Here is a 13,630-nt window from a genome sequence, read left to right on the forward strand (position 1 = left end):
TCGTGGTGCATCCGCGGGCTGCGCACAAGGGGCTGCGTTACTTGTGAGTAACGGCCTGATAACCGCGGAGCGGCCGTTCAGCTTAGACCGGGCACACAGGGTCGCGACGGCCGGGGCACTGACAGCCGGATCTTCCGGACATGCCTCGACGAATGCCGTCGGGTTTCTTACTGGGAGTAACAGCGGCTGCGATTACCAAGTTTTGGTAAAACGCAGCCGCCGATGTCGCTAAATCCATGAGTGGCGACGAGCCCTGACCCGAGGTCAGGGCAGCGGCACCGACGTCAGAACAGAACGCGGGCGAGGGCGCCGCGAGCCGTGACTACCCGGGGGTCCTCCGCGCCAATCACCTCGAAGAGCTCCAGCAGACGAAGTCGCGTTTTCTCCCGCTCGTCCCCCGAAGTCCTCTTCACCGTCTCCACGAGACGTCCGAAGGCGTCCTCCACGTGACCGCCGGACATGTCGAGGTCCGCCGCCTTCAGCTGCGCCTCCACGTCGGCGGGGGCGTCCGCCGCGTCCTTGCGCACCTGGTTCGCGTCCAGACCCTGCACCCGGCTGAGCAGTTCGGCCATCGCCAGGCCCACCCGCGCCTCGGTGTGCCCGGGGTCGTCCGCCAGCACGTTCTTGTACGCCTGCACCGCACCGCTCAAGTCGCCCGAGTCCAGGGCCTCCTGGGCCGCGGCCAGCGCCGGGTCCTCCGGGACCTCGGGCTCGGCGGGCGCGCCCGCCTCCTCGGCGACGGCGCCCTGGATGCCGGTGATGCCGAAGCGCTGCTCGGCGACCTGCACCAGCTGGTCCAGCGTCTCCCGGATCTGCTGCTCGGAGGCGGCACCCTGGAAGAGGGGCAGCGCCTGCCCCGCGACGACGGCGAACACGGCGGGAATGCCCTGCACGCCGAACTGCTGCATCAGCGTCTGGTTCTGGTCGACGTCGATCTTCGCCAGCAGCACGCGCCCCGCGTACTCCTGGGTGATCCGCTCCAGTACGGGCGAGAGCTGCTTGCACGGCTCGCACCACTCGGCCCAGAAGTCGATGACGACCGGGACCTCGGCGGAGCGCTGGAGCACCTCCGCCTCGAAGCCCGCCTCGTCGACGTCGATCACCAGGCGGGCCGGGGCCCCGGCGCCGCCCTCCTCGGCGGAGCGGGCCCGCGCCTGCTCCGCCTTCTGCTTGGCCTCACCGGCCGCCTTCACCGCGGCGAGGTCGACCGCTCCGTTCATGGACATGTTGCGTGGCTGCATGGGACCAGTCTCCCCCCTTCGCACGGTGGCGTGCGCCGGGTCCCCACCCGGCGCTTCGTGGTTGCCGCAACGGAGACCGCATTCCGCTACGACTCGTAGCGTAACTCCCGTGACCCCGGGTCCGGCAAGCCCGCCCGGCAGGGCGCGGGCTACGTCACACACCCCGGTCACGGGGACCGTCACTACAGTGAGGGGAATGCCCTCCCGCCCGGCCTCCTCGGCCTCCCCCGCGCCCGCTGCGCGTCCGGCGTCCCCCGGGGTGCAACGTCCGGGGCGCCCGCGCAGTGCCGCCGCCGACCGGGCCATCCTCGACGCCACCCGCAGCGCGCTCGTCGAGACCGGCTGGAACAAGCTCACGATGGGCCAGATCGCGGCCCGCGCCGGCGTCGCCAAGACCACCCTGTACCGGCGGTGGGCCCGCAAGAGCGAACTCGTCGTCGACGCCGTCGCCGTCCTCTTCGACGAGCTCGAACTCCCCGACGGGGGCAGCCTCAAGGCCGACGTCGAGGGCGTCGTCCTCTCCTTCGCCGCACTGCTGGAACGCCCCGAGACCAAGACCTCGCTGATGGCCGTCGTCGCCGAGTCCACGCACGACGCCGTGCTGCGGGTGCGCATCCGCGAGGCCGTCGTCGACCGGCAGAAGCGGCTCGTCCTGGAGGGCCGCCGGCGCGCGCAGGAACGCGGCGAGCTGCCGCCCGACCCGGACGACGGCCAGGAGGCGGCGCAGATCGTCGACATGATCTACGACGTGATCGCCGGCGCCGTCGTGCACCGCCGCCTCGTCAGCGACGAACCGGTCGACGCCGCCTGGACCCACCGCTTCACCACCCTGCTGCTGAACGGGCTGGCGGGGGTCGGGGCGCGGTAGTTCCCGGCTATCCCGTGAACAACTGGGCCGCCTTGCGGACGAGTTCCCAGGCGCCCCAGGCCAGGGGGACGCCGACCCAGGTCCAGGTCAGGACGATCAGCGGGGTACGGCGCTCACGCGCCGGACTCAGACGGCTGCCGGACATCCGACTCCTCTCGCCGGTGGTGCCGGGGATGGACGGGGCGGACCAGCTCGTTGGCGACGAAGCCGACGAGCAGCAGGACGATCATGACCGTGAGCGAGAGGCCGTACAGCCCGGGCCCGGACTTGCCCGCCTGCTCCTGGGAGTCGGCGACCCGGTTGACGATCAGCGGCCCCAGCACGCCCGCCGTCGACCAGGCCGTGAGCAGCCGCCCGTGGATCGCGCCGACCTGGTACGTGCCGAACAGGTCCTTCAGGTACGCCGGGACGGTCGCGAAACCGCCGCCGTAGAAGGAGAGGATCACCAGCGCGCACAGCACGAACAGCGGCTTGGAGTCGCCGAGTTGGAGGATCGCCAGGTACATCAGGGCGCCGGCGCCCAGGTAGAGGCGGTAGATGTTCTTGCGCCCCACCAGGTCGGAGGTGGCGGACCAGCCGATCCGGCCCAGCATGTTGGCCGCCGACAGCAGCGCCACGAAGCCGGCAGCGGCGGCGGCCGAGACCGGCGTCCCGGTGTCCGCGAAGAAGTCCGTGATCATCGGCGCGGCCTTCTCCAGGATGCCGATCCCGGCGGTGACGTTCATGCACAGCACGACCCACAGGCACCAGAACTGCGGCGTACGCAGCGCCTGCCGGGCCGAGACCTGCGGCCCCGCGTCCGCCACCGCTTCCCCGGCCGCCGCCGGTACGGGCCGCGGCACCCGGACCAGCAGCACGCCCAGGGCCATGAAGACCGCGTACACCAGACCGTGGGTGAGGAACGCGGCCGCGATGCCGTCGGGGTCCGTCCCGTACGACTCCAGCATCCGGGCCGACCACGGCGAGGCGATCAGCGCGCCGCCGCCGAAGCCCATGATGGCGATGCCGGTGGCCGTGCCGGGGCGGTCGGGGAACCACTTGAGCAGCGTGGACACCGGGGAGATGTAGCCGATACCCAGACCGATCCCGCCGACGAAGCCGTAGCCGAGCACGATCAGCCAGTACTGCTCGCTCCAGGCGCCCAGCGCCGACAGCAGGAACCCGGAGGAGAAACAGCCGAGCGCCACCGCCATCGCCCAGCGCGGGCCGTTCCGTTCGACGAGCGTGCCGCCGAACGCGGCGGAGAGCCCCAGCATCACGATGGCCAGCTGGAACGGGAGGGCGCTCTGGGTGCCGGTGAGGCCGAGCGCGTCCTCCAGCGGCGGCTTGAACACGCTCCAGGCGTACGCCTGGCCGATCGACAGGTGCACCGAGAGGGCGGCGGGCGGCACCAGCCACCTGCTCCAGCCCGGCGGGGCTACGGGAGGCGTCATGAGCGAACGCTATGGAGTCAACCGCCCCGTGTGAAGGGGCGGTTGGATCTCCGTCCGGGTCAGAAGACCGGCGGCTCCGTGTAGCCGCCCCACTCCTCGCGGAGGGCGCCGCAGATCTCGCCGAGGGTGGCCTCGGCGCGGACGGCGTCCATCATCGGGCCGATCAGGTTCGCCTCGCCGCGGGCCGCCTCGACCATCCGCTCCAGCGCCGACCGCACGGCCTCGCCGTCCCGCGCGGCCTTGCGTTCGCCGAGGACGCGCACCTGGTCCCGCTCCACCTCGTGGCTGACCCGGAGGATCTCCAGATCGCCGGTGACGGACGAGGTGTGGCAGTTGACGCCGACGACCTTCTTCTCGTCCTTCTCCAGCGCCTGCTGGTACCGGAACGCCGCCTCCGCGATCTCGCCGGTGAACCAGCCGTCCTCGATCCCGCGCAGGATGCCCGAGGTGATGGGACCGATGGGGTGCCGGCCGTCCGGCACGGCCCGGCGGCCGCGCTCCTTGATCTGCTCGAAGATCTTCTCCGCGTCCGCCTCGATACGGTCCGTCAGCGCCTCGACGTACCACGAACCGCCCAGCGGGTCCGCCACGTTGGTGACGCCCGTCTCCTCCATCAGTACCTGCTGGGTGCGCAGGGCGATCTCGGCGGCCTGCTCGCTGGGCAGCGCGAGGGTCTCGTCGAGGGCATTGGTGTGCAGCGAGTTGGTGCCGCCCAGCACCGCCGAGAGCGCCTCGACGGCGGTACGCACCACGTTGTTGTACGGCTGCTGCGCGGTGAGCGAGACGCCGGCGGTCTGCGTGTGGAAGCGCAGCCACTGCGCCTTCTCGCTCTTCGCGCCGTACTCGTCGCGCATCCAGCGGGCCCAGATCCGGCGCGCGGCGCGGAACTTGGCGATCTCCTCGAAGAAGTCGACGTGCGCGTCGAAGAAGAAGGAGAGCCCCGGCGCGAAGTCGTCGACGTCCAGCCCGCGGCTGAGGCCCAGCTCGACGTAGCCGAAGCCGTCGGCGAGCGTGTACGCCAGCTCCTGCGCGGCCGTCGAGCCCGCCTCACGGATGTGGTAACCGGAGACGGACAGCGGCTTGTACGCGGGGATGCGGCTGCTGCAGTGCTCCATCAGGTCGCCGATCAGCCGCAGATGGGGCTCGGGCGCGAACAGCCACTCCTTCTGCGCGATGTACTCCTTGAAGATGTCCGTCTGGAGCGTGCCGTTGAGCCGCCCCAGGTCCACCCCCTGCCGCTCGGCCGCGACGAGGTACATGCAGAACACCGGGACGGCGGGGCCGGAGATCGTCATCGAGGTGGTGACGTCCCCGAGCGGGATGTCCCGGAAGAGGACCTCCATGTCGGCGGCCGAGTCGATGGCGACGCCGCAGTGGCCGACCTCGCCGAGCGACTGCGGCTCGTCGGAGTCCCGCCCCATCAGCGTCGGCATGTCGAAGGCCACGGAGAGCCCGCCGCCGCCCGCGGCCAGGATCATCTTGTACCGCTCGTTGGTCTGCTCCGCGTTCCCGAAGCCGGCGAACTGCCGGATCGTCCACGTCCGCCCCCGGTACCCGGTGGAGTGCAGACCCCGGGTGTACGGGAACTCGCCGGGCCAGCCGATCCGCTCGAAGCCGGGCACGACGGCCCCTTCGGGCGGGCCGTACAGCGGCTCGACGGGATCGCCCGAGAGCGTGGTGAAGTCCGCGTCCCGGGTGCGCGCGGCGTCGTACCGGGCCTGCCAGCGGCGGCGGCCCTCTGCGATGGCGTCAGCGTCCATGACACCAATTTACTTGGACGTCCAAGTATCTGTCGATGGCAGAAGCCCGGCGAATGACCGCACGCCCCCGGAAACGCGAAACCCCGGCTCGACGGAGCCGGGGAAGCGGGAAAAGGTGCGGGTCAGACCTTCGCGGGGGCGGGCTGCGCGTCGGCGATCACCGGCTCGACCTCGCGGACGACCTTGCGCTCGACGAAGAAGGCGGCGGTCGGGATGGTGCCCGCGAGCAGCACCCACAGCTGCTTGCCCAGCGGCCACTTCATCTTCTGGCCCAGGTCGAAGGCGAAGACCAGGTAGAGCACGTACAGCCAGCCGTGCGCGATGCCGACGATCGAGGTGAAGCCCTCGGCCTCGGCCATGCCCAGGCCGCGCTTGGCGATGAAGCCGATCGTCAGGAGGACGAGGAGCACGGCGGTGACGTAGGCCATCACCCGGTACCGGGTCAGCACGCTCTTCTTCATGGAACGAGCGTAACCGCCCCGAACCGGCGATCTTCCGGCGGGCCCCGCACTGCGGCACGCGCCCGAGGGGGCGCGGGGAACTGCGCCCTCTTGGGGGCGCGGGGAACTGCGCGAACGGCCACGGCATACGGGGTGGCCCGGCGACGGCATGGAGCACCCCGCGCCGGGGCTGAGGCGCTGCGCTTGCCAGCCCTGCGCCTCGGCGCAGACCTCCCAAGCGGGGTCACCCGAGAAGCGGGGCGCCCCCGAAAAGGGGCGCGGGGAACTGCGCGAAAAGCCCGGCCACGACGGACCCGCGCCCCGCGACGCACAAAGAGCCGCACCCCGCGAGGGAAAGCCTCAGGCGTCCTCGTCGAAGTCCGCCGCCGCGACGCGGAGCGGGCGGAGGACGCGGAAGATCTCCTCGCACTGCTCCGCGTCGTACGCGCCCAGGCCGAAGTCCATGGCCATCAGGTCACGGGTCGCCGCGTCGCACACCTCGCGCCCCTTGTCCGTGATGCAGGCGAGGGTGCCGCGGCCGTCGTTCGGGTTGGGGCGCTTGGAGACGAGACCCGCGCGCTGGAGCCGGTCGACGGTGTTCGTCACGGAGGTCGGGTGGACCATGAGCCGCTCCCCGATCTTCGACATCGTCAGCTCGCCGGAGCGCGAGAACGTCAGCAGGACCAGCGCCTCGTACCGCGCGAACGTCAGCCCGTACGGCTTGACGACGGCGTCCACCTCGGCGAGGAGGATCTGGTGCGCGCGCATGATCGAGGTGATCGCGGCCATCGAGGGCCGGGAGCCCCATCGCTGCTCCCACAGCTCGTCGGCGCGGGCGATCGGGTCGAACGGCAGGCTTAGCGGCTTCGGCACGCGCCCGACCTTACCGGGGGGTCATTTGCCGGTCACAGGCGTCTCACGAAGCGAGCGCGACCCCCTTCCGCACGCCCCCGCGCCCCCGCGAACGGCGAAGGCCCCCTTCGTGCCGGCGGGCACGAAGGGGGCCTTCGGGGACGAAGCGCGCGGTCAGTCCGCGAGATGACGCTCGACCGTCTCGACCTTCGAGGTCAGACCGTCCGTGACGCCCGGGCGGATGTCCGCCTTCAGCACCAGCGAGACCCGCCCGCCGCTGCGCTCCTCGACGGCGGCGACGGCCCGGCGCACGACGTCCATGCACGCGTCCCAGTCGCCCTCCAGCGAGGTGAACATGGCGTCCGTACGGTTCGGCAGGCCGGACTCGCGGACGACGCGGACCGCCTCGGCGACGTAACTGCCGACGTCCTCCCCCACACCGAGCGGGGTCACGGAGAAGGCGACGATCACGACGCGGCCGCGCTTCCGGTCGCCTGCTCCTTGCGGGCGCGGGCGGCTATGACGCCCGCCTCCTCCTCGCGGCGCAGCATCTTGTCCGCGAAGAAGCCGCCGGTGGGCAGCACGGAGAGGACGAACAGCAGCGCGGCGCGGCCGAAGGGCCACTTCACGCGGTTCCAGGCGTCCGCCCAGAAGATCACGTACAGGATGAAGAGGATGCCGTGGATCATTCCCATGACCGGGACGGCGTTGAAGTCGCTGGTCCGCTTCAGCACGGAGCAGACGAGCAGCAACAGGAACGACACCGCTTCGGGCATCGAGGTCAGACGGAGACGACGCAGCGCAGACACCGACTTGGGCGGCAGGCCGCTGGGGGTTTCCATGATGGCCACGGGGAAGTCCTCAGCTCGCGAGATCGTTTGTGAAGGGATGCACAAGCGGTGCCATTGTGGCAGCCCTTCCGTCCGCGCCGGACCGCAGGGGTAGGTTGCCCCGTGTGGCTCAGTTCCTACTTCACAGCGCGAAGGTGCTCGCCGTCTCGGTGAACGGCGACGCCGTCAAGGCCAAGAACGGGTCGATGGTCGCGTACGACGGCCAGATGGCGTTCAAGAAGATGTCCGGGGGCGGGGACGGCATGCGCGGCATGGTCACCAGACGCCTCACCGGCGAACAGATGGAGGTCATGGAGGTCAAGGGGCACGGCACCTGCTACTTCGCCGACCGCGCCAGTGACATCAACCTGGTGCACCTGAACGGCGAGAAACTGCACGTCGAGGCCAGCAACCTGCTGTGCACCGACTCCTCCCTGCGCACCGGCACCTCCTTCACCGGTCTGCGCGGCGCCTCCCAGGGCAACGGCCTGTTCACCACCACCGTCGAGGGCACCGGCCAGGCCGCGCTGCTCTCCGAGGGCACGGCCGTGGTGCTGCGGGTGACGCCGGGGATGCCGCTCCAGGTCGACCCCGGCGCGTACATCGCCCACCAGGGCAATCTCCAGCAGCAGTTCCAGTCCGGGGTGAACTTCCGGACGGTGATGGGCGAGGGCTCCGGCGAGTCCTTCCAGATCCGCTTCGAGGGCGACGGCCTGGTGTACGTCCAGCCCAGCGAGCGGAACACGATCGGCGGTGACCTCTGATGCCCTTCCGCGAGATCAACTCCAAGATGGTCGAGGCCCGGGTGGTGCCCGGGCAGCGGATGTTCAGCCAGCGCGGCGCGATGATCGCGTACACCGGCCAGGTCGCCTTCACGCCGAACATCCAGGGCGGCCAGGGCGGCGTGATGTCGATGATCGGCCGCCGCGTCGCCAACGAGGCGACACCGCTGATGACCGTCGAGGGCGAGGGCACCGTGCTGTTCGGGCACGGCGGCCACCACGTCGAGGTCGTCGAACTCGACGGCGACACCCTGTGCGTGGAGGCCGACCGGCTGCTCGCCTTCGACGGCAGCCTGGAGCAGGGCACCCTCTTCCTCGGCTCGGACGGCGGCGTGATGGGCATGGTCCGCGGCCAGGTCTCGGGCCAGGGCCTGTTCACCACGACCCTGCGCGGCAAGGGCGCGGTGGCCGTGATGGCGCACGGCGGCATCATCCAGCTCCCGATCACCCCCGACCGCCCCGTACGCGTCGACCCGCAGGCGTACGTCGCGCACCACGGCGAGGTGCGCAACAAGCTGACGACGGCGCTGGGCTGGCGCGAGATGGTCGGCCGCGGCTCCGGAGAGGGCTTCCAGCTCGAACTCTCCGGCGACGGCGCCGTGTTCGTACAGGCAAGCGAGGAGAAGCTGTGACCACCGCTCCGCAGATCCTGGACGTCAGCAGTCTGCCGTCCAACGACAACGTCAACTCCTACACGTTCTGTGTGGAGCTCAACGGGCAGTGGTTCCTGCAGAAGGGGAAGATGGTCGCCTACTACGGGCAGATCAGCTTCGACGGTGTGGGGCACGGGCGGCTGGACCGGCTCGTCGCGGCGAGCTTCCACTCGCCGCTGCACGCGGCGGACTGGGTGGTGGCCGAGGGCAGCGGCAAGATGCTGCTCGCCGACCGGGCCTTCGACGTGAACTCCTTCGACCTGGAGGACGGGAACCTCACCGTCCGCTCGGGCAACCTGCTCGCGTTCGAGCCCTCGCTCTCGCTGAAGCAGTCGATCATCCCCGGGTTCCTGACGCTGATCGGGACGGGCAAGTTCATCGCCGCCTCGAACGGTCCGGTGCACTTCGTGGAGCCGCCGGTACGGGTCGATCCGCAGGCGCTGGTCGGCTGGGCCGACTGCCCCTCCCCGAACCACCACTACGACCACGGCTACCTCAAGGGCGTGCTCGGCGGCATCCGGGCCATGACGGGGCTGGGCGGGGCCTCCGGCGAGGAGCACCAGTTCGAGTTCGTGGGCGCGGGGACGGTGCTGATCCAGTCGACCGAGCAGCTCATGGCCGAGCGGAACACCGGGGCCCACCCGCAGCAGGAGGGCGTCCCCGGCGGCGGGGGCGGCGCGTCCTCGGGCCAGCAGCTGCCGGGGCTGGGCAACCTCCAGCGCCGCTTCGGGCTCTGAGCCCGGGGCGGCCGGACGGGTGACAGCGCGGTCCCGGCCGGGCAATGGGTACGGTGACAGCACGTGTGTGCGGAGCTAGGTAAGGTCTCACGCTATGGACACCGATGACGGCACCCGCTGGCTCTCCGAGGACGAGCAGCACGCTTGGCGGACGTACCTGGACGTGAACCGGCTGCTCATGTACCAGCTGGAGCGCGACCTGCAGCCGTTCGGGCTGACCATGAACGACTACGAGATCCTGGTCAACCTCTCCGAGGCCGAGGACCAGCGGCTGCGGATGAGCGATCTCGCGGCGGCCACGCTCCAGTCCAAGAGCCGGCTGTCGCACCAGATCACGCGCATGGAGAAGGCCGGGCTGGTGCGCCGCGAGAGCTGCGAGTCCGACCGGCGGGGCCTGTTCGCCGTCCTCACCCCGCACGGCTGGGACACGATGCGCGAGGTCGCCCCGCACCACGTGGCCGCCGTCCGCCGCCGGTTCATCGACCAGATCGCCCAGGAGGACCTCTCCCACCTGCGGGAGACGCTCCGTCCGGTCACCGAGAAGCTGCGGGCCGAGCGCGGACGGTTCTGAGCCCGCGGGCACTTCCGTACGAGCCGCGGCCGTCTTCCGGCCGCGGCTCGTCCGTTGTCAGCCGTCGGTGACCTCGGTGGCGCCGCCCGTGACCGGCAGCCGGAGGGTGAAGGCGGCGCCGCCCGCGGGGGCGGCGGCGACGGTGAGGGTGCCGCCGTGACGTTCGGCGATGTCCCGTGCGATGGCCAGCCCGAGGCCGGCGCCGCCGTCGTCGCGGCTGCGGGCGTCGTCGAGGCGGACGAACCGTTCGAAGATCCGCTCCCGCTGGTCCTCCGGGACCCCGTCGCCGTCGTCGGCGACGGTCAGCGCCAGCGTCCCGTCCGCGCGCGTCACCGCGACGGTGACCTCCGAGGCGGCGTGCCGCTGCGCGTTGTCCAGCAGGTTGCCGACGACGCGGACCAACTGGCCCTTGGAACCGGCGACTTCGCCCTCGGCGCCCTCGCCGGTGATCCGCACCGGGTGGCGGTCGGCGGTGCGCTGGGCCAGCTCCTCGTGCAGCAGCGCCGTCAGCGAGACGCGGCCCTCCGTGGGCCGCTCGCCCGCGTCGAGCCGGGCGAGCAGCAGCAGGTCGGCGGCGAGGCCCTGGAGCCGTACGGTGTCCTGCACGGCGCCGTCGAGGTCGAGCAACTCCGGGTGTGCGGCGCCGACTTCGAGCTGGGTGCGCAGGGACGCGATGGGGCTGCGCAGCTCGTGCGAGGCGTCGGCGACGAAGCGGCGCTGGCGTTCGGTGGAGGACTCCAGCGCGGCGAGCGTCTCGTTGGTGGTGGCGGCCAGCCGGGCCACCTCGTCCTTGGCTGCGGGCTCGGGCACCCGGCGGGAGAGGTCGGTGCTGGCGGTGATGGCGGCCATGCCCTGCCGGATGCCCTCGACGGGCTGGAGCGCGCGCCGCGTCACCAGCCAGGTCACGCCGGCGACGACGAAGAGGAGCACGGGCAGGCCGATGAGCATGGCGCGGGTGACGTCGGCGACGGCCTCCTGCTGGGCGCGGAGCGAGGTGCCGGCGTACACGGTGACGGGGCGGCCGTCGCGGGTGGCGCTCTGCACGGCGACGACGCTGAAGTCCTGCCGACCCTCGGACTCGCCCTGCTCGTAGGTCACTTCGCCGTCGGAGTCGACGGGGAAGGACAGGTCGCGGTCCTCGCTGTCGCGGTCGACCTCGACGGGTTCGCGGGCGCCGGAGTCGTCGCCGTCCTCGGAGCTGTCGCTGTCGTTGTCGCTGTCCTCGTCGTCGTCCTGCTGGTTCCGGTGGTCCTGATCCCGGTCCCGGTCCTGATCCTGGTCCTGGTCCTGCTGGTCCTGGTCCGGGGCGTCGGCGAGGTTGAAGCGGGCCATGGGGCCGCGGCCGCGGAGCGGGTCGGTGGCGCCGAGCACCCTGCCGGTGCCGTCGACGACCTGGACTGGCTCGTCGTCGTCCAGCCCGTCGACGTCCCGCACCTTGGCCGTGTCCACGTCCGTGACCTGCGCCGCGACCTCGCGGGCCGTGGCCTCGGCGGACAGCTTGGCGTTGTCGGCCAGGCCGGAGCGCAGCACGGCGACGACGGCGAGCCCGGCGGCGATCAGCGCCACCGCGACCACGGCCGTCGCGCCGATCGCGGCGCGGGTGCGGACCGAGCCCCTGCGTGCGCGGCTCATCGGCGTGCCCCGGACTCGCCCGCGTCGACCAGCCGGTACCCGGCGCCGCGCACGGTGGCGATCCAGCCGGGGCCGAGCTTGCGGCGCAGGGCGCTGACGTACACCTCGACGATGTTGACGTCGCCCTCGTACGCGAAGTCCCAGACGTGCGCGAGGATTTCGGACTTGGAGACGACCTCGCCCGCGCGGACCGCGAGGTACTCCAGCACCGCGAACTCCTTGGCCGTCAGCTCCACTTCGCGCGGCCCCACGGTCACCCGGCGGGTGCCGGGGTCGACGGTGAGCGCGCCCAGGGTGAGCGCGGCGCGGGCGCCGCGGGTGCGGCGGCGGAGCAGGGCGCGGACGCGGGCGAGCAGGACGACGTAGCTGAAGGGCTTGGTCAGGTAGTCGTCGGCGCCGGTGTCGAGGCCCTCGGCCTCGTCGTACTCGCCGTCCTTGGCGGTGAGCATCAGCACGGGCGTCTCGTCGCCGGCGGCGCGGAGTGCGGAGCAGACGCGGTAGCCGTTCATGCCGGGCAGCATGATGTCGAGGACGATCAGGTCGTACTCGCCCTCGCTCGCCTGGTGCAGGCCCTCGGTGCCGTCGTGCACGACGTCCACGGCGAAGCCCTCGGCCGTCAGGCCCTTGGCCAGCGACTGGGCCAGCCGTTTCTCGTCCTCCACGATCAGCAAGCGCATGCGCCCCACTCTGTCAGAGCCTTGCTGAAGCCCTCTTCAGGGAGCTTCAGGCTGCGTTCAGCATCGGCGGCGCACGGTGGAGTCACTTCCTCGCCGGAAGCGACCGGACCCGGACCACCCGGACCGGGCCAGACCGAACCACCGTCATCGGGGAGAGACCCATGAAGCGCAAGATCGTCATCGCCACCCTCGCGGCCGCCGCGGTGATCGGCACCGGAGCGGTCTCCGCCGCCGCCATCGCGGACGAGCCCGGGCAGGAGGCCGAGCACGCCTCGTCCATCCAGCTCACGCAGGCCAACGACGACCGGGACGACGACGGGGACCGCGCCGACGACCGGGACGACCGGGGTGACGACCGGGACGACGACCGCGGGGACGACCGGGACGGCGACGACGTGCGCGCCTCGAAGGCCGCCAAGCTCTCCGCCGACGAGGCGATCAAGGCCGCGCTGAAGGCGGTGCCCGGCACCGTCACCGAGGCCGAGCTCGACGAGGACGACGGCGCCGTGGCCTGGGAGATCGACGTCCTCGGCAAGGACGGCAAGTGGCACAACCTCGACGTCGACCCGGGCAACGGCAAGATCCTCAACCAGCACACCGACGACGGCCCCTTCAGCGACGAGCACGGCCAGCGATACGTCCGCGAGGACCTGAAGGGCTCCTCCGTCGACGCGGCGGAGGCCGTGCGCAAGGCCGACTCGCACGCCTCCGGCGCCACCGTCACCTCCGTCGACCTGGAGGACGACCACAAGCGCCTGGGCACCGTCTGGGAGGTCAAGGTCCTCGACAAGAACGGCGCCGAGCGCGGGCTCGCCGTCAGCCTCGACGACGGCAAGGTCAGCCAGCTCCCGTCGGACGACGAGGACGACGACGGCGACGACCGGGACGACAGCCGCGACCACGCCGACGACAGCGACGACGACAAGGGCGAGCACGCCGGCCACGACGACAGCGACGACCACGACGACGACCAGGGCGACCAGGGCGACCAGGGCGACCAGGGCGACCAGGGCGACCAGGGCGACCAGGGCGACCAGGACGACGACTGACCGTCTCCCCCGCCCGCCGTACTCCCCCGGTACGACCCCGGGTCCGCCCGGGCACGCGAACGCGCCCTCGCCGCACGGAAGTTGCGGCGGGGGCGCGCTCGTACG

At 71.5% G+C, this 13,630-nt stretch carries 16 protein-coding genes; 6 read left to right on the forward strand and 10 right to left on the reverse strand.

Translation table 11 applies throughout. The annotated features are described in order from the left end of the window. Positions 1–284: 284 nt before the first annotated feature. Positions 285–1,241 carry a tetratricopeptide repeat protein gene (locus tag HCC30_RS07350; RefSeq protein ID WP_169441524.1) on the reverse strand — a complete coding sequence of 319 codons (957 nt, stop codon included), beginning with the start codon at positions 1,239–1,241 and terminating at the stop codon, positions 285–287. 196 nt (positions 1,242–1,437) lie between these two features. Between HCC30_RS07350 and HCC30_RS07355 the strand changes: the two genes are divergently transcribed. Beyond that, positions 1,438–2,109: a TetR/AcrR family transcriptional regulator gene (locus HCC30_RS07355; protein WP_169441525.1), complete on the forward strand. Its 672-nt coding sequence runs from the start codon at positions 1,438–1,440 to the stop codon at positions 2,107–2,109. Positions 2,110–2,116: 7 nt separating this feature from the next. On the opposite strand, the gene HCC30_RS07360 is transcribed toward HCC30_RS07355, so the two are convergent. From HCC30_RS07360 to HCC30_RS07390, 7 genes are all read right to left on the reverse strand, one after another. Further along, positions 2,117–2,254 (reverse strand): hypothetical protein, encoded by a 138-nt coding sequence (locus tag HCC30_RS07360; RefSeq protein ID WP_169441526.1) that lies wholly within the window; start codon positions 2,252–2,254, stop codon positions 2,117–2,119. Then, positions 2,223–3,542, reverse strand: a complete 1,320-nt coding sequence (locus HCC30_RS07365) for an OFA family MFS transporter (protein ID WP_169441527.1) — start codon at positions 3,540–3,542, stop codon at positions 2,223–2,225. Before HCC30_RS07365 ends, HCC30_RS07360 begins: the two co-directional genes overlap by 32 nt. A gap of 59 nt (positions 3,543–3,601) precedes the next feature. Beyond that, on the reverse strand, positions 3,602–5,302 hold the full coding sequence (locus tag HCC30_RS07370; RefSeq protein WP_169441528.1) for a methylmalonyl-CoA mutase family protein: 1,701 nt from the start codon (positions 5,300–5,302) through the stop codon (positions 3,602–3,604). Between the two features lie 122 nt (positions 5,303–5,424). Continuing rightward, positions 5,425–5,763, reverse strand: coding sequence for a DUF3817 domain-containing protein (locus HCC30_RS07375; protein WP_169441529.1), 339 nt, complete (start codon positions 5,761–5,763; stop codon positions 5,425–5,427). 339 nt (positions 5,764–6,102) lie between these two features. Then, entirely contained in the window at positions 6,103–6,615 is a 513-nt protein-coding gene (locus HCC30_RS07380; protein ID WP_169441530.1) for a MarR family transcriptional regulator, read from the reverse strand. 153 nt (positions 6,616–6,768) lie between these two features. Next, a complete protein-coding gene (locus HCC30_RS07385; protein ID WP_169441531.1) occupies positions 6,769–7,065 on the reverse strand; it encodes an MTH1187 family thiamine-binding protein in 297 nt (98 codons plus the stop codon). After that, complete coding sequence (locus HCC30_RS07390; protein ID WP_169441852.1) at positions 7,062–7,418, reverse strand: DUF3817 domain-containing protein; 357 nt, start codon at positions 7,416–7,418, stop codon at positions 7,062–7,064. The genes HCC30_RS07385 and HCC30_RS07390 overlap by 4 nt, the downstream gene beginning before the upstream one ends. 131 nt (positions 7,419–7,549) lie before the next feature. Between HCC30_RS07390 and HCC30_RS07395 the strand changes: the two genes are divergently transcribed. The 4 genes from HCC30_RS07395 to HCC30_RS07410 all read left to right on the forward strand — a co-directional run bounded on the left by HCC30_RS07395 (position 7,550) and on the right by HCC30_RS07410 (position 10,167). Continuing rightward, positions 7,550–8,188, forward strand: coding sequence for an AIM24 family protein (locus HCC30_RS07395; protein WP_169441532.1), 639 nt, complete (start codon positions 7,550–7,552; stop codon positions 8,186–8,188). Next, positions 8,188–8,838 (forward strand): AIM24 family protein, encoded by a 651-nt coding sequence (locus HCC30_RS07400; RefSeq protein WP_169441533.1) that lies wholly within the window; start codon positions 8,188–8,190, stop codon positions 8,836–8,838. The genes HCC30_RS07395 and HCC30_RS07400 overlap by 1 nt, the downstream gene beginning before the upstream one ends. Beyond that, the gene (locus HCC30_RS07405; protein WP_169441534.1) at positions 8,835–9,596 is read left to right on the forward strand and encodes an AIM24 family protein; all 762 of its coding nucleotides are present in this window, start codon (positions 8,835–8,837) and stop codon (positions 9,594–9,596) included. The genes HCC30_RS07400 and HCC30_RS07405 overlap by 4 nt, the downstream gene beginning before the upstream one ends. A 94-nt stretch (positions 9,597–9,690) precedes the next feature. Then, positions 9,691–10,167, forward strand: a complete 477-nt coding sequence (locus HCC30_RS07410; RefSeq protein WP_169441535.1) for a MarR family transcriptional regulator — start codon at positions 9,691–9,693, stop codon at positions 10,165–10,167. Positions 10,168–10,224: 57 nt separating this feature from the next. On the opposite strand, the gene HCC30_RS07415 is transcribed toward HCC30_RS07410, so the two are convergent. Together HCC30_RS07415 and HCC30_RS07420 are read right to left on the reverse strand one after the other, a co-directional pair. Further along, entirely contained in the window at positions 10,225–11,799 is a 1,575-nt protein-coding gene (locus HCC30_RS07415) for an ATP-binding protein (RefSeq protein WP_169441536.1), read from the reverse strand. Then, positions 11,796–12,476: a response regulator transcription factor gene (locus HCC30_RS07420; RefSeq protein ID WP_169441537.1), complete on the reverse strand. Its 681-nt coding sequence runs from the start codon at positions 12,474–12,476 to the stop codon at positions 11,796–11,798. Before HCC30_RS07420 ends, HCC30_RS07415 begins: the two co-directional genes overlap by 4 nt. 161 nt (positions 12,477–12,637) lie before the next feature. Here HCC30_RS07420 and HCC30_RS07425 point away from each other — a divergent pair, with 161 nt between their 5' ends. Further along, a complete protein-coding gene (locus tag HCC30_RS07425; protein ID WP_169441538.1) occupies positions 12,638–13,525 on the forward strand; it encodes a PepSY domain-containing protein in 888 nt (295 codons plus the stop codon). The last annotated feature ends 105 nt before the right edge of the window (positions 13,526–13,630 follow it).

Origin of the sequence: Streptomyces sp. HNM0574, assembly GCF_012726235.1 — a bacterium.
Classification (GTDB): domain Bacteria; phylum Actinomycetota; class Actinomycetes; order Streptomycetales; family Streptomycetaceae; genus Streptomyces.

Coding starts and splice junctions, on each gene's coding strand:
- HCC30_RS07350 (WP_169441524.1), bottom strand. CDS start 1,241: ATGCAGCCACGCAACATGTCCATGAACGGAGCGGTCGACCTCGCCGCG.
- HCC30_RS07355 (WP_169441525.1), top strand. CDS start 1,438: ATGCCCTCCCGCCCGGCCTCCTCGGCCTCCCCCGCGCCCGCTGCGCGT.
- HCC30_RS07360 (WP_169441526.1), bottom strand. CDS start 2,254: ATGTCCGGCAGCCGTCTGAGTCCGGCGCGTGAGCGCCGTACCCCGCTG.
- HCC30_RS07365 (WP_169441527.1), bottom strand. CDS start 3,542: ATGACGCCTCCCGTAGCCCCGCCGGGCTGGAGCAGGTGGCTGGTGCCG.
- HCC30_RS07370 (WP_169441528.1), bottom strand. CDS start 5,302: ATGGACGCTGACGCCATCGCAGAGGGCCGCCGCCGCTGGCAGGCCCGG.
- HCC30_RS07375 (WP_169441529.1), bottom strand. CDS start 5,763: ATGAAGAAGAGCGTGCTGACCCGGTACCGGGTGATGGCCTACGTCACC.
- HCC30_RS07400 (WP_169441533.1), top strand. CDS start 8,188: ATGCCCTTCCGCGAGATCAACTCCAAGATGGTCGAGGCCCGGGTGGTG.
- HCC30_RS07410 (WP_169441535.1), top strand. CDS start 9,691: ATGGACACCGATGACGGCACCCGCTGGCTCTCCGAGGACGAGCAGCAC.
- HCC30_RS07415 (WP_169441536.1), bottom strand. CDS start 11,799: ATGAGCCGCGCACGCAGGGGCTCGGTCCGCACCCGCGCCGCGATCGGC.
- HCC30_RS07420 (WP_169441537.1), bottom strand. CDS start 12,476: ATGCGCTTGCTGATCGTGGAGGACGAGAAACGGCTGGCCCAGTCGCTG.
- HCC30_RS07425 (WP_169441538.1), top strand. CDS start 12,638: ATGAAGCGCAAGATCGTCATCGCCACCCTCGCGGCCGCCGCGGTGATC.